General features: G+C 42.5%; 20 protein-coding genes. 9 read left to right on the forward strand and 11 right to left on the reverse strand.

The features are described 5' to 3' along the window. Positions 1-2: 2 nt before the first annotated feature. A complete protein-coding gene (locus ACFQZI_RS01065; protein WP_377137491.1) occupies positions 3-1325 on the forward strand; it encodes a polysaccharide deacetylase family protein in 1323 nt (440 codons plus the stop codon). A 536-nt stretch (positions 1326-1861) separates the two neighbouring features. On the opposite strand, the gene ACFQZI_RS01070 is transcribed toward ACFQZI_RS01065, so the two are convergent. The 7 genes from ACFQZI_RS01070 to ACFQZI_RS01100 all read right to left on the reverse strand — a co-directional run bounded on the left by ACFQZI_RS01070 (position 1862) and on the right by ACFQZI_RS01100 (position 10685). Next, positions 1862-3622, reverse strand: coding sequence for a tetratricopeptide repeat protein (locus tag ACFQZI_RS01070; protein ID WP_377137493.1), 1761 nt, complete (start codon positions 3620-3622; stop codon positions 1862-1864). Between the two features lie 128 nt (positions 3623-3750). Further along, entirely contained in the window at positions 3751-5079 is a 1329-nt protein-coding gene (locus tag ACFQZI_RS01075) for an MFS transporter (protein ID WP_377137495.1), read from the reverse strand. Positions 5080-5147: 68 nt separating this feature from the next. Further along, positions 5148-6536: a M20/M25/M40 family metallo-hydrolase gene (locus tag ACFQZI_RS01080; RefSeq protein ID WP_377137497.1), complete on the reverse strand. Its 1389-nt coding sequence runs from the start codon at positions 6534-6536 to the stop codon at positions 5148-5150. A gap of 52 nt (positions 6537-6588) precedes the next feature. After that, the gene (gene recG, locus ACFQZI_RS01085) at positions 6589-8697 is read right to left on the reverse strand and encodes an ATP-dependent DNA helicase RecG (RefSeq protein ID WP_377137499.1); all 2109 of its coding nucleotides are present in this window, start codon (positions 8695-8697) and stop codon (positions 6589-6591) included. 12 nt (positions 8698-8709) lie between these two features. Continuing rightward, positions 8710-9090, reverse strand: a complete 381-nt coding sequence (locus ACFQZI_RS01090; protein ID WP_377137501.1) for a RidA family protein — start codon at positions 9088-9090, stop codon at positions 8710-8712. Positions 9091-9111: 21 nt separating this feature from the next. Next, a complete protein-coding gene (locus ACFQZI_RS01095) occupies positions 9112-9255 on the reverse strand; it encodes a DUF6728 family protein (protein WP_377137503.1) in 144 nt (47 codons plus the stop codon). A 74-nt stretch (positions 9256-9329) separates the two neighbouring features. After that, positions 9330-10685: an OmpA family protein gene (locus ACFQZI_RS01100; protein WP_377137505.1), complete on the reverse strand. Its 1356-nt coding sequence runs from the start codon at positions 10683-10685 to the stop codon at positions 9330-9332. Positions 10686-10834: 149 nt separating this feature from the next. Here ACFQZI_RS01100 and ACFQZI_RS01105 point away from each other — a divergent pair, with 149 nt between their 5' ends. Continuing rightward, positions 10835-12127 (forward strand): aminopeptidase P family protein, encoded by a 1293-nt coding sequence (locus ACFQZI_RS01105; RefSeq protein ID WP_377137507.1) that lies wholly within the window; start codon positions 10835-10837, stop codon positions 12125-12127. A 57-nt stretch (positions 12128-12184) separates the two neighbouring features. Here ACFQZI_RS01105 and meaB read toward each other — a convergent pair whose 3' ends face one another. Then, positions 12185-13078 carry a methylmalonyl Co-A mutase-associated GTPase MeaB gene (gene meaB, locus ACFQZI_RS01110; RefSeq protein ID WP_377137509.1) on the reverse strand — a complete coding sequence of 298 codons (894 nt, stop codon included), beginning with the start codon at positions 13076-13078 and terminating at the stop codon, positions 12185-12187. Between the two features lie 100 nt (positions 13079-13178). Here meaB and ACFQZI_RS01115 point away from each other — a divergent pair, with 100 nt between their 5' ends. Together ACFQZI_RS01115 and ACFQZI_RS01120 are read left to right on the forward strand one after the other, a co-directional pair. Further along, complete coding sequence (locus tag ACFQZI_RS01115) at positions 13179-14063, forward strand: glycosyltransferase family 2 protein (protein WP_377137511.1); 885 nt, start codon at positions 13179-13181, stop codon at positions 14061-14063. 18 nt (positions 14064-14081) lie between these two features. Continuing rightward, positions 14082-14879 carry a glycosyltransferase family 2 protein gene (locus ACFQZI_RS01120; protein ID WP_377137513.1) on the forward strand — a complete coding sequence of 266 codons (798 nt, stop codon included), beginning with the start codon at positions 14082-14084 and terminating at the stop codon, positions 14877-14879. Here the strand turns inward: ACFQZI_RS01120 and ACFQZI_RS01125 are convergent. Continuing rightward, positions 14864-15979: a glycosyltransferase family 2 protein gene (locus tag ACFQZI_RS01125; protein ID WP_377137515.1), complete on the reverse strand. Its 1116-nt coding sequence runs from the start codon at positions 15977-15979 to the stop codon at positions 14864-14866. The two genes, ACFQZI_RS01120 and ACFQZI_RS01125, sit on opposite strands and share 16 nt — an antisense overlap. A 45-nt stretch (positions 15980-16024) precedes the next feature. On the opposite strand from ACFQZI_RS01125, the gene ACFQZI_RS01130 reads away from it, so the two are divergent. The 4 genes from ACFQZI_RS01130 to ACFQZI_RS01145 all read left to right on the forward strand — a co-directional run bounded on the left by ACFQZI_RS01130 (position 16025) and on the right by ACFQZI_RS01145 (position 20732). Then, the gene (locus ACFQZI_RS01130; protein WP_377137517.1) at positions 16025-16783 is read left to right on the forward strand and encodes a glycosyltransferase family 2 protein; all 759 of its coding nucleotides are present in this window, start codon (positions 16025-16027) and stop codon (positions 16781-16783) included. A gap of 80 nt (positions 16784-16863) precedes the next feature. Then, positions 16864-17625 carry a hypothetical protein gene (locus tag ACFQZI_RS01135; protein WP_377137519.1) on the forward strand — a complete coding sequence of 254 codons (762 nt, stop codon included), beginning with the start codon at positions 16864-16866 and terminating at the stop codon, positions 17623-17625. Between the two features lie 93 nt (positions 17626-17718). Then, a complete protein-coding gene (locus tag ACFQZI_RS01140) occupies positions 17719-18852 on the forward strand; it encodes a glycosyltransferase family 9 protein (protein WP_377137521.1) in 1134 nt (377 codons plus the stop codon). A 53-nt stretch (positions 18853-18905) separates the two neighbouring features. Next, positions 18906-20732, forward strand: coding sequence for an ABC transporter ATP-binding protein (locus tag ACFQZI_RS01145; protein ID WP_377137523.1), 1827 nt, complete (start codon positions 18906-18908; stop codon positions 20730-20732). 4 nt (positions 20733-20736) lie between these two features. Here the strand turns inward: ACFQZI_RS01145 and ACFQZI_RS01150 are convergent, their stop codons facing one another. Next, on the reverse strand, positions 20737-21555 hold the full coding sequence (locus tag ACFQZI_RS01150) for a class I SAM-dependent methyltransferase (RefSeq protein WP_377137525.1): 819 nt from the start codon (positions 21553-21555) through the stop codon (positions 20737-20739). A gap of 116 nt (positions 21556-21671) precedes the next feature. On the opposite strand from ACFQZI_RS01150, the gene ACFQZI_RS01155 reads away from it, so the two are divergent. Next, entirely contained in the window at positions 21672-22625 is a 954-nt protein-coding gene (locus ACFQZI_RS01155; protein ID WP_377137527.1) for a nucleotide-diphospho-sugar transferase, read from the forward strand. A 56-nt stretch (positions 22626-22681) separates the two neighbouring features. Here ACFQZI_RS01155 and ACFQZI_RS01160 read toward each other — a convergent pair whose 3' ends face one another. Then, positions 22682-23371 (reverse strand): porin family protein, encoded by a 690-nt coding sequence (locus ACFQZI_RS01160; RefSeq protein WP_377137529.1) that lies wholly within the window; start codon positions 23369-23371, stop codon positions 22682-22684. Positions 23372-23551: the final 180 nt, after the last annotated feature.

Consider the following 23551-nt stretch of genomic DNA (forward strand, 5'->3'; position numbering starts at 1 on the left):
CCATGAAAAATTTGTTGTTAACGTTAATAGCGGTATGTTTTGCTGCAAGCCTTTGCCACGGGCAGGTTGGTAAAACAGAAATTACCCGCTGGCAGGATGGTAAGGCAGGCGCGGTTTCTATTACCTGGGATGATGGATCTATAAACCAGTTTAAAGTGGCGTTACCAATGCTTAACCGGTACAAGTTTCCCGGTACGTTTTTCATTATCACCGGGCAAATACCAGGCTCGCAATACCAGGGCAAATTTATTGGCAGGCCCGTTAAAGAGATTATAACCGAAACTAAAAGTATCCCGACTGATAAAAAAAATTTGTATGAACGCGCATCGGCTGCAAGTTACCTGGGTTTGGTTGGCCCTATGGATTACTATTATAAAGCAGGTGCACTTGTTGATGACGGCAAAACCGATGAAGCCATTAAAGTGATTGATGAACTTTACCGCAAGGTGCGGAATGGTGAGTTTAAGCCCGGCATACAACATAACCCGGAGTATATGGATGCGCATGGTACTACTTGGGCGCAAATGAAAGATTATGCAGCGCAGGGGCATGAATTTGCCAGCCACATGATAACGCACCCGCGGCTGGCTATATTGAATGAAGTGAACATGAAATACGAATTGGAGAAAAGCAAGCTGGAGATGTTAAACCACCTTGGTGCACGGTACACTTTCTCCGGCGAGGGGCCGTTTGGTACCGAGAACGAAAGGGTAATGCAGTACGCCTATAAAGTTTATCCCGCGTTGCGGAACCGTATGCCCGAGCCATGGCTAAAAGAGATAAGCAGGGGCGATAAAAGTAACCCGGGCAATACGGTTAAAGAATATGTCCAGTTTCAGCGCGGTGCTACAACTAAAACGCCGTTGGCTATGATGAAAGCGTGGGTAGATACTACGGTAAATAGAAATAACACCTGGCTTGTATTAACCATTCACGGTGTTGAAGGAATTGGCTGGGAAGCCTTGCCCGCTAATGAACTTAACGAATATTTTGCTTATATCAAAAGCCGCGAACAAAACTTATGGGTAGCCACCTTTGGCGATGTAACCCGCTATATGCGCCAAAGGCAAAGCGCTAAAGTAAGCACCAAGCAAACTGCAAATAGTATAACCGTTAAATTATTGCACCCCTTAAATAAGGCTATGTATGATATACCACTTACACTTAAAACGTATATTCCACTAAAATGGAAGAAAGTTAAAATGGTACAGGATGGCATCATGAAAACTATTAAGCCAATAACTAACCCGGGAGAAAAGGGGCCTTACGCGCTGTATCGTGCCCGGCCAAACAGGGGGGCTGTAACGCTAAGTAATAGTAATTAAGGGAAAAGATAGCGAGGTGCAGGCACCGTAACCATATCAGGTATGTAATATACCCGATAGGCCGATGCACACAATTGATTTAGAAATCCCCCTTCTAAACCGTATAATCTGAGTTATTGAGATTAGTTACGCGTTCTCCCAGGCAGAGCCGTACACGTATGATTTTTTATCGCAAATATTGCATGAGTATCTTTTTATAGGTAACCAAAACAGTAGTGTTTTCATCCACGCGGGCCTTCGGGCCCTGTTGGTTAATTTACCTTTCTCACAATGAGGGCAGGGCTTCTTTCTTCTTGTTTCCATTTTAGGGGTATTTGCAAACAATAACAATTTATATTAAAAATACTGTTTTAAACATCTGTTAGCACATACATGCTTTTGCGTAACAATTAATTATTATGGCTGATGTTTAATTAATGCGATTGGCGGGTTAACTGTTACCCCATCGCATTCAATAGGCCAAATATGTGTTAAAAACCGCGTCTTTCACATATTTAAGGGGTGGACAAAATTAAGAAATATAGCTTTTGGTTGTATTAGAGCTTATTTATTATTTTTTCAAAGTCTTCTTCTTTTAATAAACCCATTTTTTTGCGGAGGCGTTGCTTGGCTTTTTTTACACCGTCTACTGTAATGCCTAACATGCCTGCTATTTCGCGATTATTAAGTTTTAATTTAATTAATGCCAACAAACGTACATCGGTACCAGATAAATTATCATAGGCCTGGCGCAGGTTGTAAAAGAAGGTGTTGTGAACTTTAGAAAATAACTTTTTAAATTCTTCCCAGTTATCTTCGGTCATGATGTGGGCCTGCATCATCTTATCAAGATTAGCGGCAACTTCAGATACGCTGTTTTTAGATTGAATGTTTTCCAGTTCCGCCTTTATCTCTTCAATTAAAAGATTTTTTTGGGTGAGATTTTCGGTGTAGCCGTTCAGGGCCAATGTTGCGTTTTTTAATTCTTCATCAACGCGCCGTTTCTCTGAAGCCAGCAGTTGCTGCTCTTTTTGGGCCTTATATATCCGGCGGTTGTATATTAATGCAATAATAATGAGGCTAAGTACAAGCAAAACAATTACGCTTGTAAGTTTAAAGGTGTCTATCTGCGAACTTTTTTTTAGGTTATTAAATTCTTCGCGGCTCTTTTGTGTCACCCATTGCAACCTTATACGTTCTATTGCCGCAATATTATCGCGCTTTGCTATTATTTCGCGTAACTTATCTGATCGGTCGCGGTATTGTATCGCTTCTCTAACATTATCATTCCGTTCTGCAATTATCGACCGTAATTCGTAGTACAATACTTTCTGACCAAGTACATCTTCGGTACATTTATCAAGCGTGTTATTTATCGTATCAAGCTGTAACGCCGCTTCTTTAAGTTTGCCCTGGTCTACATTAATGCGAACCAGCCTTAGCATAGCTATAGCCGAATTTTGCTTTTCATCGTATTTTAAAGATGTATTGTAATCTTCTCTTATTAGCGGCAGGGCTTTAGCATATTGGTGTTGCATAAAATAGACTGAACCAATATTGCCGGTTGCAATACCTATCCAGATGGTATCTTTTGTGTTGCGCGCCATATTAAGGGCCAGGTTAAAATAAGGTAACGCTTTTTCGTACTGGCCATCGTTGCGATAGGTAAGCCCAATGGTGTTAAAAATGTTAATACGGGTGCGTGATACTTCGGGATTGTATTTTAACGCCTGCTTAAGGTTCTGACGTGCATTTTCAAACTCGCCAAGCGAATAGTAAAAGTTCGCCGTTTCCGAGAACAGGTTACCCATACCCGGTACTTTATCAAACCCTACCTCACGAAAGTTCTCTTCAGATAAGAGATAGTATCTGCAAGCCTCGGTATTTTTTTTATACAGGAAATAGTAGTTCGCTTTGCGATGCTGGTAAATACCGGCCTCTAATTGCATTTTTTTATTTTGCGCCAGGGCAATGGCCTGGTCAAAATATTTATTACTTAACTCATTATAGCCGCGGTTAACCGAGTAATAATCGGCACGAAAATCATAGGTAGCGCACATAAGCGGCATATCGCTCAGGTCATCAGAAATGCGTACAAGGTCATCAACGGCATGCATGGCATCTGCCTCAGTCATTTTACGGCAAACCTTGTACATGGCGCGGGCAGCCTGTACCCGCCTGTTCATGGCGGTATCTTTAAGGCTAACAAACATATTGGCCTTATATATTGGTTTTTGTTGCTGATTAATCGCGTAACCTGGTGCGGGCGTAAAGAATATTAACCATAACGCCAGCATAGTTAATAGCCCTTGGGGCATTCGGGGTAAATGGTTTGCAGCCAAGCTAGTTAATAGTTATAAGCAGGGGGTAATTACTCATTAAATTTACCAAAGGTCAAAATATTATGCCAAATTAAAGCAGATAAATCTAACCTTTTAACAAGCGGTTATTCGCCATTTATTAGGGCGCTATTTTCACTATTGGGTTCGTGGATCTGGCTTAATGAGAGTGGCACCAGCTTGCGGGTTTTTAAAAATGTAAGTGTAACTATCAAAAGCGTCATGCTGCCACCAAACAAAACCGCGGGGATGGTACCTAAAAGTTTCGCAGCCATGCCCGATTCAAAATCACCTATCTCGTTAGATGAACCAATAAACATGGAATTTACAGCCGATACCCGGCCGCGCATATGATCTGGTGTTAAAAGCTGCATGATGGTACCGCGGATAATAACACTTACGCTATCAAAAGCCCCTTGCAGGAACAGGAATGTTAGCGATAAATAAAACACTGTTGATAAACCAAACCCAATGATACATGCCCCAAAACCCGCAACAGCTATTAACAAATTGCGCCAGGGTTTATTCATGGGCGAGAAACGGATCATGGCAAGCATAGTTAGGGCTGCACCCAACGATGATGCCATACGCATAACACCTAATCCTTCGGCACCTACCTTTAAAATATCCAGCGCAAAAACCGGCAGCAATGCTACAACGCCACCAAAAAATACCGAGAACAGATCGAGGCTCATGGCATAAAACATCATTTTGTTCGTAAATACAAAGTTTAGCCCCTCTTTTAAACTAACCCATATATTCTCTTTCGGGATAAATACCGGCGGATACTCGCGCAGCATATAAACCAGCACGAGCGATACAAGCATAAATAACAATGTTAATCCAAATGTTGCTGTAATACCCGTTAGTCCCGGTATAATATGATGTGCAAAGCCATATATAAAACCACCGGTGAGGGGCCCAAGTATAGATGCAACCTGCCAGCTGGAGCTGCTCCAGGTGCTGCCATTGGGGTAAAGTTCTTTGGGGATGCTGTGCGCGTAGATGCTGAAAGTTGCCGGGCCGTAAAAAGCGCGGGCTATGCCGTTGCAAAAGATCATGGCGTAAAGTATAGCCAGGATGCTATTGATGTGCAACCGCGACTCCACATTGCTTAGCGTTGTAATAAACATCACCAGCGATGATAAAAACACGCCGGCAAATATAATAAGCAGCATTTTGCGCTTTTCGTATTTATCGGCAACGTAACCGCCATACAGGGCTATGCCTACTGCAGGTATGGCTTCGCTTAAACCAATAAAAGCAAGTGCAATTTTGCTGTGTGTTAATTGATAGATGTAAAAACCCAGTACAACAGTTTGCATTTGGTAGGCAAACGTAAAACAAAAGCGCATGCCCAGGTACGATCTGAAATCCTTGTATTTAAGGGCGGCAAATGAATCGATTTTGGGAGTGGGGGTTCCGTCGTCTGGCACTGTGGTGATATATTAAATAGTGAGGCCGCAATTTACAACTGTAAGATGCGGCCTCAAAGCAATATCGGTTAAAAATTTAACCCGTGCTGGTCTATCAAATAAACCAGCGATGTTATGGAAGCTGCCCCCAGCTCAAGTTCGCGTTTATTCACATTCTCGAACACGTCGTTAGGGGTGTGGTGAATATCAAAATAGCGTTGCGAATCTGGCCTGAAACCGATTAGCATTATCGACGGTACCGTTTCTTTCAATGGCTCAATATCGGTTCCGCTGCCACCTGCAATAAGCCTGTCGGCCTCGTAGGGCTCTAATAATGGTTTCCATTTTTTATTAAGGTCTTTTAAGAAAGATGCAGAGGCTCCCTCAAAGCTAAAACCGCGTGGCGTAAAGCCGCCTTCGTCGGTTTCTATAGCAGCAATATGTTCCTCTTTGTTAGCGGCAGCAATTTCGGCATATTTTAAACCGCCCTTGTGGCCGTTCTCTTCATTCATAAAAAACACCGCGCGGATAGAGTTTTTGGGTTTGTAACCTGTTGCCTTTAAGATCCTTAAAACCTCTACCGATTGCATTACACCTGTACCATCATCATGTGCCCCTTCAGCCAGATCCCACGAATCGAGGTGGCCACCAACGGTAATAAATTTATTAGGGTGTTCGCTGCCTTTAATTTCACCAATAACATTGTAAGATCTTGCATCGGGCAGGGTTTGGCAACTTTGTTTAAAATAGAACTTTATAAGAGGCAGTTTGCGTAACCTTAGCATGTTACTCAACTTGTTTGCAGCTAAAGTAGATATAGCTGCCGCCGGGATCTTTTTGCCGCCTTCGTCATAAACTGTGCCGCCCGTGTGCGGGTAATCATCAAGAGCGGGGGTTATAGAACGTACTATGGCGCCAACGGCACCATATTTGGCAGCCGCAGCCGGGCCTGCAAAACGCTGAACACCTGCCGCGCCATAACCTGCACCGGTCTCGATAAAACGTTGATCGAACGGGCCGTTAAAGAAAACTATTTTACCCTTTATAACGCTTTCGCCAAGGGCATCCAATTCTTTAATGCTGCGTACTTCAATAATATTGGCAGTAATGCCCGCCGCCGGTGTAGCTACAGACATGCCCAATGCCGCAATAGGCACGGCTATCTTTTTGTTGCCATCAATAATATACGCCTGCTCTTTAGTTCCGCGTACCCAATGTGGTACCATTACTTCCTGCAAGTAAACTTTATCAAAGCCATAACCATCCATCAGTTTTTTGCTCCACTCAACAGATTTTGCAGCACCTGCCGAGCCGCTTAAACGCTGACCAATTTTTTTACACAGGTAGCGCAGGTTCTCATAGCATTGGCCGTTAACAAGGGCTTCGTCATAAAACTTGCGGATCTGTACCGAATCTTGTGCGTTAGATGATATAGCTGTTGCCAGTAATGCAACGGAAAGAAGTAAGGTTTTTTTCATAATAAGACGCGTTTTAGCAAATGTAATATTTGCCCAGCATTTAATGGGGCGCTTATGATATTTTATCCCAGCTTAAACCGGCATTTTTTGCCCGGAAGGCCAGGTTCAGGATTTGGTTCTCGGGCGCGGCCAGTTGCGGGTCTTTTTCAAATATCTCTATCACAAGGTTGCGGGCTTGCTGTAGTATCTCCTGATCGGTGGTTAGGTCGGCAACTTTAAGGTCTAATACACCGCTTTGCTGGGTGCCTTCTATGTTGCCGGGTCCGCGCAGCTGCATATCAATTTCGGCTATCTCAAACCCGTTGTTGGTTTTTACCATGGTGTTCAGGCGGATGCGCCCGTCGTGGCTAAGCTTCTCGTTACTCATTAAAATACAAAACGATTGTTCTGCGCCACGGCCAACGCGGCCACGCAGCTGGTGCAGTTGCGACAGGCCAAACCGCTCGGCATTTTCAATGATCATTATCGAGGCGTTGGGCACGTTCACCCCAACCTCTATTACGGTGGTGGCTACCATTATCTGCGTTTCGCCTTTTACAAAACGCTGCATTTCAAACTCCTTTTCGGCAGCCTTTAGTTTACCATGTACTATGCTGATGCGATACTGCGGCAACGGAAACTCGCGCGACATGATCTCTATCCCGCTTTCCAGATTTTTCAGGTCGAGTTTTTCGCTCTCCTTTATCAGAGGATAAACCACATAAACCTGCCTGCCCTTCGCAATTTCCTGCTTCATAAACCCAAACATGCGCAGGCGCTGTGCTTCGTAAAGATGTTTTGTTTCGATAGGTTTACGCCCTGCAGGCAGTTCATCAATAATAGAAATATCCAGGTCCCCGTACATGGTCATGGCCAGGGTACGGGGAATTGGCGTGGCCGTCATCACCAAAATGTGGGGCGGAATGACATTTTTTCGCCACAATTTCGCTCTTTGTTCTACCCCGAAACGGTGCTGTTCGTCGATAACCACCATGCCAAGGTTTTTGTATTGTACTTTGTCCTCAATGAGCGCATGGGTACCGATGAGGATATTTAGTGAGCCATCTTCCAGCTTTTCGTGGATAACTTTGCGAGCCTTATTTGGCACCGACCCGGTGAGCAGCGCTACTTCTATAAATCCATCGCCCACTAAACTTTTTATAGTTTGGTAATGCTGGTTGGCCAGGATCTCGGTAGGGGCCATGATGCAGGTTTGAAAACCGTTATCAATAGCTATCAGCATGCTCATTAGGGCTACCACAGTTTTGCCGCTGCCTACGTCGCCTTGTAACAGCCGGTTCATTTGCACACCACGCTGGGTATCCTGGCGGATCTCCTTTAGTACCCGTTTCTGCGCGTTGGTAAGCGGGAAGGGCAGTTTATGGTGATAAAACTCGTTAAAGTAAGGGCCAACTTTATCAAGGATGCTGCCTTTAAACTTTTGTGTACGCGTAAGTTTGGTTTTCAGGAGTTTTAGTTGCAGGAAAAATAGTTCCTCAAATTTTAAGCGGTATTGCGCTTCCTTCAACTGGTTGGCATCATTAGGGAAGTGGATGTTACGATAGCTCTCCTGCCTGCCTGCCAGTTTAAAACGGTTAAGGATATAAGCCGGTAAATTTTCGTGAATGTCCTTAGCGGTTTGCTCAAGCAGGGATGCTATAAGTTTTTGCAGGCCCTTACTATCCAGGCTAAACTGCTTTAACTTTTCGGTAGAATTGTATGCCGGTTGCAGGGTAAGGTTACCCTTTTGCTGTTGCTGGCCGGGCAGGTAAGGGTCCATTTCGGGGTGGGCCATTTGCGCCTTGTTGTTAAAAAATCCTGGCTTACCAAATATGATATAAACTTTACCGGGCACTATCATTTTCTCGGCCCATTTAATGCCCTGGAACCACACCAGCTCTATTGTGCCGGTATCGTCATTAGCCTGTACTACTAAACGCCTGGTGCGTTTTTCGCCAATAATTTCTTTTTTGTTTACCCTTGCCAATACCTGCACATAGGGCATATCTGGCTGTATATCCTTTATCTTATAAAACCGGGTACGGTCTATATATTTATAAGGGAAGTGCCTTAGCAGGTCTTCAAAATTGTTTATCTGCAATTCCTTTTTAAGCACATCCGCACGGGCTATGCCTACACCTTTTAAATACTCAATGGGTGTTTGAAAATGCTGATTGTTCAACTTTTATACCTATCAGGGTTTTAAGGCAATTACCGAGATCTCTACATTAACACCTTTTGGCAGGGCCGATACCTGCACGGTTTCGCGCGCCGGGAAATCAGCGGTAAAATATGAACCATACACCTCGTTAACCTGCGCAAAGGTTTGCATGTCGGTAAGAAAAATAGTGGTCTTAATAATACTGTCGAAACCAACGCCGGCCTCTGTCAGTATTGCTTTAAGGTTCTCCATCACCATGGTAGCTTCATCGGTTATACCTGTGGTAACTATTTCGCCTGTTTTTGGGTTAGACGGGATCTGGCCCGAAACAAATAGTAAGCCATTGGCGGCAACAGCCTGGCTGTATGGGCCTATTGGCGCAGGTGCGTTGTTGGTATTAATGATGTTTTTCATGATGTGGGTTGTATATGGCGGTTACTTTTTTAGAATGAACCATTGTATAAGCTTGTAAATAATGCCGGCTAAAAACATAATAATAGCAGTAGCATTAATAACATGCATTACCTTTAGGTTGAAGCTGGTTGGCCTGTTTGGGTCTTTTTTTCTAAAGAAGTACATAAAACAAAATTAATAAAAAAAAGAAAGCCCCCCGAGTTATTCGGGGGGCTTCTTAAATAATAATTATTCGGATATTATCTTTGTTTGAAAGAAACACGACGGTTAGCAACACGTCCTTCTTCAGTTGAGTTATCAGCAATCGGGTTAGTTTCACCGTAAGCTTTAACTTTTAATTTTGATGCAGCAACACCAGAGTTAACTAAGTAAGTTTTTACAGAGTTAGCACGGTCACGTGATAATGATAAGTTGTGAGCAGCAGTACCTTCAGATGAAGCGTAACCACCAATTTCAACAGTTTTACCAGATGAACGTAGGTCAGCTGAAGTAGCATCTAACACAGGGTAAGAAGAAGTTCTTAATACTGAGCTATCAAATTCAAACTGAATGTTTGAGTAAGCAGCAGCTGTTGCAGCAGTTGAATCAGCTTTAGGGAATACGATAACGCAACCAGAACCGTCAACAACGCTACCAGCAGGAGTGTTAGGGCATTTGTCAAATTGATCAGATACACCGTCACCATCAGAATCTTTCTTAAGATCAGTAACTGCGTTTTCAACGTTAGTTACACGGCCTTTAAGAGCTTCAACTTCCTGGCGTAAAGCTGCATCGTACAATTCGTCGTACATCATAGCTACCGGGTTAACCCACTCTAAGCTCGGTTTTGATTTTGAACCTAAAGTGAACTCTAAACCACCGTAACCGTAAGAGTAGTGGTCTTTTTTGTTGTTACCGGTTGTTCTACCGTCAAAGTTACCACCGTCAATAAAGTTTTCGGTATAACCTAAGTTAAGGGCAACCGCATCGCTCAGGCGGAATTTAACACCTGCACCAACTGGGATAACGTATTCTTTTACCCATTTGTCGGTACCGGCAGTACCAGCTGCACCATCTTTAAAGTTAAATGCAGTACCGTCAGCTCTAACACCTGTTGGGTTGTACATAGCCAAACCAGCACCTGCGTTAATGAAGAAGTTAACAGAGTTTTTACGACGGATGAAGTCGATAGTTGCAACGTTAACAACACCACTTAAAGTAGCCTGGTAAAATCTGGTTGAGTAAGAAGCTGGGTTAATAGTGTTTTCGCCGGCTACTTTACCACCACGTACGTCTAATTGCAGACCGAAGTTGTGGCCTAATTGATCACGTACAGAGATACCGTAACCTAATTGGATTTTGTTTTTTTGGTAATCATTTAAGCTACCGCCTGTTGCCATTGTTGCTGATGTTGCACCGGCGTTGATACCAATGCTCCAGGTTCTGTACTGGCCTCTGCCACCAAATACTTTGGCGGTAGTAGCGGTAGTTGTAGTGTCTGCCATGGTTGTTGTGGTAACGGTTTTAACGCTGTCTGTTTGCGCGCTAACCACACCAGCAACCAGCAGAGAAGCAAATGATAATGCTGCTGATTTCTTTAATGTAGAGTAATTCATAGTTTTAAGATTAAACGATTTAATTGTGATTTTTGTCAAAATTAGTAATTATGTTTGAAACAAATACCAAATCTTGTTCCAAAATTCACAATATCTACTACAATCAGTAGAAATAATTTGTTTTTATAAAAATTAATATTTTATAGTCTATGAAATATCTACCTGTTAACGAACAGTTATTTACAAATAATAGAAAAAATTTCGTTTCAAGAATAAAACCCAACTCTATAGCTATTTTTCACTCAAATGATGAGTATCCCAGAAATGGCGACCAAACTTTTATTTTTAAGCAAAACCCCGATTTTTACTACCTCACAGGCATTGATCAGGAGCAAAGTATACTGGTTTTATACCCCGATTGTCCTAATCTGCAATACAGAGAAGTACTTTTTTTAAGACAAACCAACGAGCATATTGCTGTTTGGGAAGGACACAAATATACCAAGGAAGAGGCTCGTAAAGCATCGGGCATACAAAACATATATTGGCTGCACGAATATGAAACTATATTACACGGTATAATAAACTACGCCGATAATATATATATTAATACTAATGAGAATGACAGGTATGTACATACCGTTCCGTATCGCGACCTAAGGTTTTTGGAGACCCTGCGCCAGAAATATCCACTGCACCATTATGAGAGGTCGGCCCTTATCATGCGCGATCTGCGTGTAGTTAAATCGGAAATTGAGGTAGAGCTCACGCAAAAAGCTTGTGATATTACCAGAGATGCATTCATACGCGTACTAAAATTTGTACAGCCCGGTGTAGCCGAATATGAGATAGAGGCGGAGATAACGCACGAGTTTTTAAGGCAGCGCGCAACCGGCCATGCCTACAGCCCAATTATAGCATCGGGCAAAAACGCTATTGTGCTGCATTATATCGATAATAACCAGGTTTGTAATGATGGCGACGTTATATTATTTGATTGGGCCGCCGAGTACGCAAATTACAATGCCGACATGAGCCGCTCTATCCCGGTGAACGGCCGTTTTACCAAACGCCAGCGCCAGGTATATGATGCTGTGCTGCGTGTATTCCGCGAAGCGAGCAAAATGCTGGTTGCCGGCACAGTTTGGAACGAGTATCATGATGAGGTGGGTAAAATAATGACAGGCGAACTCATAGACCTTGGCTTATTATCAAGAAACGAAGTTGATAAGCAAGACCCTAAAGCACCTTTATATAAAAAATACTTTATGCATGGCACATCGCACCACCTGGGTTTGGATGTGCACGATTTTGCCAGCCGCTATAAGCCATTTGAGGTAGGTAATATTTTAACCTGCGAACCGGGCATTTACATTCCGGAAGAAGGCCTGGGTGTCCGTTTAGAAAACAATATCCTGATCACCAAAGATGGTAACCGCGATCTTATGGCACATATCCCGATAGAGGCCGAAGAGATTGAGGAATTGATGAATGAGCGTTAGAGATTAATGACCAAAGATTAGAGAATTGCACCTAATCTCTAATTAACTGATCTCTGATCACTTCGCGTACGCCGCCGCGAACCTGTAGATATTAAAGTCATCATTTTTTAGGGCTTTAGCAATATCCTGCTGCAGCTTTTGTTTGTCTATCCCCGCCATTTTGTTTTGCCGGATAATGTTGTAAACCTTTTGGGTTAGCAGCAATTCGCGGCGGGTATTTTTAGGTTTGGGGTTAGATAATATAAAATCTGTTATAGCACCTATTCCCTCGTTTTTTGATGCCACAGTTTTAAATATGGGTAGCTTACTATCCTTATTTTGCTGCAATATCTTTTTTAGGTTATTGATGAATAGGTCGGCGCCATCGCGGTCGGCTTTGTTAATGATAAAAGCATCGGCAATTTCCATCAGGCCCGATTTAATGTTTTGAATCTCATCGCCAGCCTCGGGTACCAGCATTACAAAGGTAAGGTCGGCAAGGCCTGCAACCTCCACTTCCGATTGGCCCACGCCAACGGTTTCAACAATAATATGGTCAAAGCCCGATGCCCTCAGCACATCTGTCATCTCGATAGTTTTAGCCGACAAGCCACCCAGCGAACCTCGCGTAGCCAGCGACCGGATAAAAACATCCGGGTGGTTAAAATGCGATGCCATGCGTATACGGTCGCCAAGTAACGAACCAAAGTTGAATGGCGAAGTAGGGTCAATAGCCAGTACCGCTACCTTTTTGCCTTGCTGCACCAGGTTGTTTATTATTGCATTTACCAGCGTGCTTTTGCCTGCACCCGGCGGGCCGGTTATACCTATAATAGGTGTGTGCATATTAAAGGTAAGGCTTTGTAAAAGTTGGGCGCTGGCGGTAAGGTTGTTTTCCACAATGGTTAATGCCCGTGCAACCGATCTGAAATCGGTACAGGTGGGCATATTATAAGGTGTGGATGCAGCCATTGATCAAAGAAACAAAAATACACGCTAATTAATCAACCCATAATAATATAAATGGGCAGGCTTAGTTAATTATATTTGCAGCACACACCCATTATATATAATGAAGGTTTCGGGGTTTACATTTATACGTAATGCAGTTAAAAACGATTATCCGGTGGTTGAGGCCATTACGTCTATTCTGCCCGTTTGCGATGAGTTTATTGTAGCCCTTGGCAATAGCGACGACGATACCGAAAAATTGATACAGGGCATAAACTCGCCCAAAATAAAGATCATTAATACTGTATGGGACACCACCGTACGCGAAGGTGGGAAGGTTTTTGCCGATGAAACCGATAAAGCGTTTAATGCCATAGCAGCTGATAGCGATTGGGCCTTTTATATACAGGGCGATGAGGTGGTGCATGAAAAGTACCTGCCACTCATAAAACAGGAAATGGAAGATAACCTTGCCGATAATAAGGTAGAGGGCCTGCTTTTTAAATATTTGCATTTTTATGGGTCATACGATTACTACGGGCACTCGCGCAGGTGGTACCGCCGCGAAATACGGATAGTACGCAATAACAAAAACATCCACTCTTACCGCGATGCGCAGGGGTTTAGGTTGAGTGGCAGAAAGATACAAGTGAAGCTGATAGACGCTTACATATATCATTACGGGTGGGTAAAACCACCATCGGGCCTGGCTAATAAATTGCGTAACTTTAATACGTTTTATCATAATGACGAATGGATGGAACAAAACCTGCCCGAAACCTTTACGTTTGATTATAGCCACAAAAACCCCGACAGATTGGTACGCTTTACCGGTACCCACCCGGCAGTAATGAAAAAGCGTTTAGCCGCTACCAACTGGAGTTTAGATATCGACCTGAACGAACTGGATAAGAAAATGAGTTTCCGCCGAAAGGTGCTGCAAAAAATAGAAGACCTTACAGGCTGGCGCGTTAGCGAATACCGGAATTATAAGATTGTTAAATAGCACACAGTACAACGTTACATGGCACACAGAAACTTTACAATAGCACTTTTAATTTCAACATACAACTGGCCTGATGCGCTCGAACTTGTGTTTTTGAGCGTACTGCGGCAAACCGAAATGCCCGATGAAATATTAATTGCCGACGATGGTTCAAGAGAAGAAACCCGCGAGTTGATTGATAGTTACAGAGAAAAGTTTAATATTCCTGTTAAGCATGCCTGGCATGAAGATAAAGGCTTTCGTAAAAGCGAGGTGCTTAACATGGCCGTTAAGCTTGCCGAAGCTGATTATATTATAGAGATCGATGGCGATATCATATTGGACCGGCGTTTTATTGCCGACCATGTAAAGCAAGCCGCAAAAGGCTTTTTTGTACAGGGTAGCCGTGCTATGATAAATGAGCCGAAAACAAATGAGCTTTTAAAGAACAAGGATGTTAATCTTAACCCGTTATCTAAAGGGTTATACACACGCTTTAACTCGTACAGGATACCCTCGCTGGCAAAATTTTACGACACTAAACCACTTGACCCATTTAACGTAAAGGGGTGTAACCTGGCTTTTTGGCGCAAGGATTACATTAAAGTAAATGGTTATTATAATGATTTTGAAGGTTGGGGATGGGAGGACTATGAGTTTGCCGCCCGCTTAATAAATTCGGGAGTGTATAAAAAGCGCGTAAAGATGGTGGCTATTATGTACCATTTGTTTCATAAGCAAACCTCACGCTCCAGCTACTTTTCTAACGAGGTAATATACCGCCGTACCGTGGCAGAAAAGCTAACCTACTGTGATAGCGGCTATGCCGAAGTATAAACAAAGCGATAAATTAGAAACATGGCAATGGCATAAAGTAACAGCTTAATAATTTTAAATCGGTTGGTTCTAAAGTGATGTTGCTTTATACCTCCTTCGTAATTAAAACGTTCGCCGAGGCCCTGTAAACGGCCCCGCGAAATATTGCCGAGCAGTATGCCGGTTTCATAAATATTACGGAGTAACATTACATATATCGATAGCACAGGGGCAAATTTTTTGATACTCCGATGCACCCGTACAATATTTACTATATACTCAATTATAATAGTAGCAATTAAAAAAAAGAAAACGGCCATATGCAAGCGTTGGTGCAGGGTGCAAATAAGTCCGATAAGAGAGATCAACAAAGTTTCGGGCGTGTTCAAAAAATCATACCAGCGGTAAGTGTTGTTGCGCTGGGCCAGATAGCTGTTGCCTTTTCCGTAGCGGTAAAAACGTAAAAAATCTGTCGACCCGTCACCCCACCACGGGTGTGTGACTTCGGCCGCGGGCAAGCTCTTATAATTTTTAAATTTATTATTTTGCCTTACCCTTAAAAAAAACTCTACTTCTTCGCCTCCGCCGGTTTTAGGATAAGCATCAGAAAAGCGAATGTTGCCTACAGCCTTACGGTTCACCATAATGTTAGCTGTTGCGCCCCATGCAAAATCGGGCTTTTGCTGTGCAACGGTAAATATTCCCATTGAGCCATTTACACTAACTGCTTTTGCAAACAGGGTAGGTTCCGGCGGCATTAATACCACGCCAATAAAACCTGTTTCATAAGGCCACCCCTTTATAGCATTGACATAGGTTGTTAATAGGTTGTTATTTACACTAATGTCATCATCTAAAAATAATATCCAACTGGCTGCTCCTGCTTCGATACCTCGGTTACGCGTTGCAGATGCACCTATGTTTTGTTCGTTTATAAGCAGAAATACAGTTTGATTATCCACCAGCTGTAGTATAGCTTCATCAGGTTTAATAGAAGGGTTGTCGGCAATAAGATAAAATTTAACCAGTGCGCCTGAGGGTATTTTAAGGTTAAGAATGGGCAATAATGTTGCCGGGTTTAATCTATAGGATGGTATAATAACATCAATGCTTACAGACATGGTTGGTGTTTGGGCAAAAATACTTTAATTTTACAAACCTCGCCAATGGAGAAAAGCAAGCAAGTAAATTTAAATAATAAGCAGGGTAGTATACCCCCGCTTATTAGCATCATTATTCCTACATACAATTCAGCAACAATATTAGAAGATTGCCTGACTTCTATATTTAGTCAAAAAGAAAAAAGAATCCAGATAATTATTATTGACGGTGGTAGCACCGATGGTACTCTTGATGTAATTAAAAAACATCAGGAGCATATTAGCTACTGGGTAAGCGAACCAGATAAAGGTATATATGATGCTATGAATAAAGGTGCAAAAATTGCCAACGGTAAGTGGGTTTATTTTATGGGTGCCGATGACAGGCTGCTGCATGGTTTTAGTGAAATGGCCGCCTTGTTTACAGATGAAGATACATTATATTATGGAGATGTGGCCTCAAACGGTGAAATGCTTCAAGGACCGTTTTCTAATTATAGGCTTGCTAAATATTGCATGAATCATCAAACAATTTTTTATCCGGCAAGGGTTTTTAAAAAGTACACTTATAGCATGCGTTATAAAGTTTATGCTGATTATGCGCTTAATTTGCAGGTTTGGGGTGATAGGCAAATAAAAAAAGAATATTACCCAATAAAGGTAGTATGGTACGACCTTGGGGGATTTTCCGCAACTAATAATGACGAGCTTTTTAAAAAGGAAAAGCCTATGCTTATTCAACAAAGTATGGGTTTACTAATGTACATACGCTTTTTATATAAGCGATTGAAGGAGCAAAGTAAACCTGAAAGTAATTTTTTCTAAGTTAATATTTTAATTACCCTAAATTAACTGTGACTTTAATAAAAAGATTTATATTGCGTAAAAATTAATTATTTACCAGTATGAAAAAAACAGCTTACTTTTTATTAATTACATCCATTTTTACAGCTTTATTCATAAGTTGTCAGAAAGACAAAAACTCATCTTTAAACGATCAAAAAACATTGTCTGCTATCAACAATGTAAAAGCTGATTCATTGTCTAAAAACGATACGGGAGTGTATCAACGGCCCAAAGCAGTCAACACTACTTGTACACCGCTTCATTCAAGCTTTTTAGTAAATAGAGCATATACTGATTATATCATTATTGGCCGTTTCCCCGCCACCAAGGCTGACCCAAATGTTACGTTACCCCGCCAGGAATGGATAAACGGTAACTATAGGCTTGTAAACCAGGCAGACGGTAACTTAATATTATATAAAGGGGCACCTTCTGAGGCAAACCTTATATGGAAAAGCGCCTCTAATTCTGTCAATGGCACCACTAATAGATGGTTTAAGTTACAAACAGACTTAAACATGGTTGAGTACGATGTTAATACCGCTGTATGGAGTAGCAGAACACAACCTTATGAATGCCCTCCAAGTGGTGGCCCTAACTTCGGAAAACTGCCTGGTAATACCATGCTTGTTTTAACCAACGATGGGGATCTCGAAATAGTTGCAAATGCAACAAATGCATTTGGAGAGCCTTGCAGGGCTATACTCGCTATATCCAGAACTGCCGGGGGGGCAAAAAGCCCCAATATTGGTTCATTCTTTTTAACTTATAATGCAACTATTCCTCAGCCATTTGGCCCGGGTAGCCTTGATTATAACTAATATCTATTGGCTAATTGTTCGTTCGTTAAGTCAATTACAAATAAAAAAGAACCATTTTTGTGGTTCTTTTTTATTTGTAATTTTATTGCCTTAATGCAAATCCAAAACCGCAATTTATTCAGGCTTACCCGTCTTGTACTGCTTACGCTGCCTAAAATACTGCGGTTTTTTGCCAAATTCAGGAAGCCTGCAAAACGCCTGCTGCTGATCAAAGCTGACGCTATTGGCGATTACATCCTTTTCCGGAACTTTATTGAGACCACAAAATTATCTGAAAAGTACAGCGATTATAAAATTGACCTATTAGGTAACCAGCTTTGGCAGGACGTTGCCCTACAGTACGATGGTCGTTATCTTCACGAGAGTTACTTTATACGCCCGGGTAGTTATTACGAAGCTCCGCTAAAAACGCTTAAACTGGGGTGGCAGCTTTTTACCAATAACTACGAAGTTGTATTGCAGCCCACCTACACCAGGGTTTTTATAACAGACGGACTGGCCGCCTTAACAGCAGCCAAATATATAATAGGTTATCAAAGCGATAACGAAGGAATAACCCCACGCTATAAAAATAAAACCGACAAATTTTATACCCAATTGCTGCCATTACCCAATGGTGTATATTTCGAGTTCCATCGTAACCGCTATTTTTTTGAAACGGTATTAGACAGTGCATTGACCGTTAAGCAACCATCAATATCCATCCCAAATAATAGCCGTAAAGGTATCGCTATTTTACCCGGTGCAGGTGCATTTAAACGCGGTTGGGAAAAGGAAAAGTTTTTAGAACTGATCATACGCCTGCGCAGCCAAACCGCGCAGCCAATTTACGTGATAGGTGGCCCCGGCGAAGTGGAGAACGGTAATTATCTATTGCAAAACCTGCCTTCCGGAAGTGTTGATAACCGTATCAATAAAACATCGCTGCCACAGCTAATTGAACTGATAGGCAGTTCGATATTACTTATATCTAACGAAACAGGCGCAACCCATATAGCGGCAGCTACCCAAACGCCTTCGGTTTGTATTTTGGGCGGTGGGCATTTCGAACGCTTTGCCCCATACCCCGATGATGTTACGCATAAGCCAGTTTGTATATATGAAAAAATGCCCTGTTACTATTGTAACTGGCTTTGTATCTACAAAACAAACGAGCAGCAAGCCCACCCTTGCATATCAGCCGTAAATATCGATGAGGTTTGGCAGGCCGTAAGCCGGTTTTTATAACCATAATAGTTATTAATTAATTACCGTTAACTTTGTAACCATTATTTTTTTGAATGAAGACTTATTTACGGCTATTGGCCTTTGCAAAACCTATCGAAAAATTTGCAATCCCTTATATTTTAACAACCCTACTGTCCATCATATTCAGCACGCTTAACCTGGCGCTGCTTGCCCCTTTATTACAAACCTTATTCTCTGACAAAGCCGTTGGTATACGCCCACTTGGTCCAAAGCCCGCTTTCCTGGATATAATGGGCAATTTTAACTATTATGTTACCTACGCCATGAACGAATATGGTACATGGGGCGCATTACAATTTGTTTGTGGAACAATTATTATATCGGCCTTATTGGGTAACCTTTTTAAATACTTATCGCAGCGCATTATGGAAAACCTGCGTGTGCATACCTTATTAAACCTGCGCCGCACATTGTTCAGCAATGTAATGAACCTCCACATGGGCTTTTTCAGCAACGAGCGTAAGGGCGATATAATTTCTAAGGTTGCATCAGATGTACAAGTAGTACAATTTTCGGTTACCGGTACGTTACAGGTGGTATTTAAAGAACCGCTAACGCTAATAGCTTTTTTGGTGATGTTATTTTTAATATCGCCAAGCCTTACCTTATATTCTTTCCTGGTTATCCCTGTTTCGGCCTTTGTAATATCGCGTATTGTAAAAAGGCTCAAGCAACAAGCCGTGGCATCGCAGCAAACCTATGGTAACATGATCAGCTATCTTGACGAAGCGCTGTCGGGCATCAAAATTGTAAAAGCATTCAATGCTACCGAATTTATAAAAGACCGCTTTGATAACGAGAATAAAAAATACTCGCGCATTGTAAAATCAATGGCGCGCAGGCAACAACTGGCCTCCCCGGTTTCCGAATTTTTTGGCGTAACCATGGTTGCAGGAATTGTATTATACGGCGGATACCTGCTGTTAAATAAATCAACCGAGTTATCAGCGCCGGAGTTTGTTACCTTTATCGCCCTGTTTTCGCAGGTAATGCGCCCCGCTAAGGCTATATCCGATTCGTTTAGTAATATCCACTCGGGTATTGCAGCCGGCGAGCGCGTGCTAAGCCTTATTGATGAAAAGCCAATGGTTACCGATGCACCTGATGCTGTTAACCTGAGTGATTTTAATGAGGCCTTAAGTTTTGAAAATGTTTCATTCGCCTATGGCGAAAAAGATGTATTGAAAAATATAAATCTGGTAATACCCAAAGGGAAAACAGTCGCTCTTGTTGGCCCGTCGGGAGGGGGTAAATCCACCATGATGGATCTTATCCCACGGTTTATGGACCCGCAGCATGGCCGTATCACTATTGATGGTAAGGATATAAAAGAAATAAAGGCTACATCATTGCGCAGTTTAATGGGGGTGGTTAACCAGGAATCGGTATTATTTAACGACACTATTTTTAATAACATAGCCTTTGGGAAACCCGATGCCAAACGAGAGGATGTGGAAGCTGCCGCGCGTGTAGCTAACGCTCATAATTTTATTATCGAGACGGAGAATAGCTATGATACCAACGTAGGTGATAGGGGGACAAAACTTTCGGGAGGGCAGCGCCAGCGTATTTGTATAGCCCGCGCGGTATTGAATAACCCGCCTATTATGCTGTTAGATGAGGCTACATCGGCCCTGGATACCGAATCTGAAAAACTGGTGCAGGACGCGTTGAACAACCTCATGAAGAACCGTACCTCGCTGATTATTGCCCACCGCCTCAGCACCATACAAAATGCCGATATAATAGCGGTATTAGAAAATGGTAAACTAATTGAACAAGGTAACCACCAGGAGCTCATTAATAAGAACGGCTTATATCGCAAACTGATAGATATGCAAACCTTTAACGAGGGGTAGGGTATCAGGCCTTCTTGTTAAGCTTATCCTTAATATACTGCCAGTCGCGCATCAGTAATCCCTCGGGCATGGGGTTATTTTGCTTTTCTTTTTTGGCAACATACTTTTTGGCCTTGCGCAGTAAAAAGCTATCCTTAACTGCTGCAAAGGGGTTATAGCCAAGCTTAACCTTTGTAAACAAATGTAAAAAGCGCCCGTCGCTATAAAAATTATAGCCTAACTGGTCGGCAATGTATATTAAAGCGGCCTCATTGTAAAAGGCTATGTGCTGGCCGGTCTCGGTGGAAAAATAAGACCAGTCCTCCGGCTTTTCTATCTTAGCTGGCTGCAGTTCGGTACTAAATAAAAGGCTATCCGAATATTCGAGCATCTTTTTTATCTCAGGTATGGGGTTGGGCAGGTGCTCAAAAACCTCAAAAGCGGTAACTACTTCAAAACTTATGTTTGGGGGTAGGTCGGTTAAGTCAAAATATTCGGCAAAAAGGTTTTGGGCGTATAGGTCGGTGTGGTAAAAGTTAAAACCTTTATCGCGCATAAGGCGGGTAAATAAGCCGTAGCCACCGGCGTAATCTAAAAAAGTGCCCGTTTTGTCAAAGTTATTTACAAGCAGTTTACTAACCCGTTCGCTTAAATTGATATTACGGTATGGTAGCCCAACATCAAGCTTGGTTATGGCAGATGAGTAGGCTTCATCCAGCCAGTAGGGCTCTTCGGTTTGTATAAAACCTGTTTGGTTACAACGGTAATACTTTACATCATACTTTCCCAATAAGCGGGCGGTAAAAAGGTAGGTGGTTTCGCCTCCTGTTATTTTGCTTAGCATTTCTAAAGGTGCAAATTTTTGATAATATGAGAAGTGATTTTATCTGAAAACGGTTGGTTGCGATAAATAGTCTGTAAGGTACTGTAGCTTATAGTTTAAATAAACATATTTGCATTATGGAAGCGTTAGCCAACTCAGCTTATCAAACCCAATCGGCGGTATTGTTTATCATATTTAACCGGCCCGATACTACCGAACGTGTTTTTGCCCGCATTCGCGAAGCCCGGCCACCGCGCCTTTACATTGCCGCTGACGGGCCGCGCCCACAAAAGCCCGGCGAGGATGCGCTATGCAGGCAAACCCGCACCATTGCAGCAAAAGTTGACTGGCCCTGCGAGGTAAAAACGCTTTTTAGAGATGTGAACTTAGGGTGTAAAGAGGCTGTATCATCAGCAGTTACATGGTTTTTTAATAACGAGGAAGAAGGCATTGTTTTAGAAGACGATTGCCTGCCAAATAATGATTTTTTTAGGTTTTGCGATGTTATGCTGGAGCGCTACCGGCACGATACGCGCATAAGGCACATAGGCGGCGCAAACCTTCAGCAAGGTAATAAGCGGGGTGAAGCGAGTTACTATTACTCAAACATGACCCACGTTTGGGGATGGGCCGGTTGGCGCAGGGTTTGGAAAGATTACGATAAAGAACTAAGCCCATACCATGTTACTGATGTGCGCGCTCAGTTGGAAACCATTTTTGATGATAGTTTTGCCATTGATACGTGGATGGAAATATTTATTAAGATAAAGGCAGGAGAGATCGATACCTGGGATTATCAATACGGGTTTTTAAACTTTTTCAATAACAGCTTGTCCGTTATCCCTAATTACAACCTCATCAGCAACATAGGGTTTGGCGAAAACTCCACGCATACCACTGATGTAGGCAACCCCAACGCAAACATACCCCTGCAGGAATTTGGCGATATAACGCACCCACTCTATGTACTGCCTCAAAAACAAGCCGACTATTATACCTTAAGCCACGATTTTAACCTCGACTACCGGTGGCGCAGGCATAATAAAACCAAACGTAAATTAAAGCGCTGGGTACAGGGTTTGTTCAAATAAAAAGCCACCCACCCCAACCGGGTGAATGGCTCATAAGATCAATAGTTAAATTTTTATTAGTTGAACTTAAACCCTAAGCCCAACGAGAACACCTGGTTGCGGTAATCGGGTGCGAAATCGCTGTTAGAATAATTTTTATCAAGATCGATAGCGTAGCGGCCCCTTAACTCAACATTACGGTTTAGGTTGATACCTACACCAATAACGCCCGATATATAGCTTTTATCGCCACGGTACGTGTACTCTGGCTGGCTAATGGTATTAAAGCCGTCATCAAAAGTGTTGCGGGTAGATGTAATGAAGGTTAATTGCGGACCGATCACAAAGTTAAAACCCGGCACCAACCTAAATTTAGCTAACAGCGGGATATCCACATAATTGGTGCGTTGCTTAAATGTACCGTCGATAGTTTCGGCCTTATATCCCTTTTGCGAAAACAAAACCTCCGGTGCGAACGATAGCGGATAGGCAATAGGCACTTCAAAAGTTAAACCTGTGTGCCAGCCTGCAATGGTGCTGGTGCTAAAATCGGAGTTATAGGCATCAACAGTATTTGAAAAGTTTACGCCCGCTGCAAGGCCAACTTTTGGCGTATAAAAGTCGTCGCCTCCGCGCCGGTTTTCATAACGTTGCACGGGTGGTGGGCGCCTAACAACGCGGCGGGGGTAACGGCGGTCGTAACGTTGCGCGCTAACTGATCCGGCAACGGCAATCAGGCAAATGGTCATCATTAGAAATTTTTTCATCGGTTACGTTTTTTAATTGTTGGTTGTTACTGCAGCTTTGGCCGCAATATTTCTTGTTTGTTAATTTTATAACGTATAGAGTGAAATTCCTGGCCAAGGTTTATTCGTATATGCGATATAAATCATTAGCGGGGTAAAACAATTAGCCGTAATTGAGATTTAAGCTACATTTGGATAATA

The organism is Mucilaginibacter lutimaris, assembly GCF_042676625.1.
GTDB lineage: Bacteria > Bacteroidota > Bacteroidia > Sphingobacteriales > Sphingobacteriaceae > Mucilaginibacter > Mucilaginibacter lutimaris.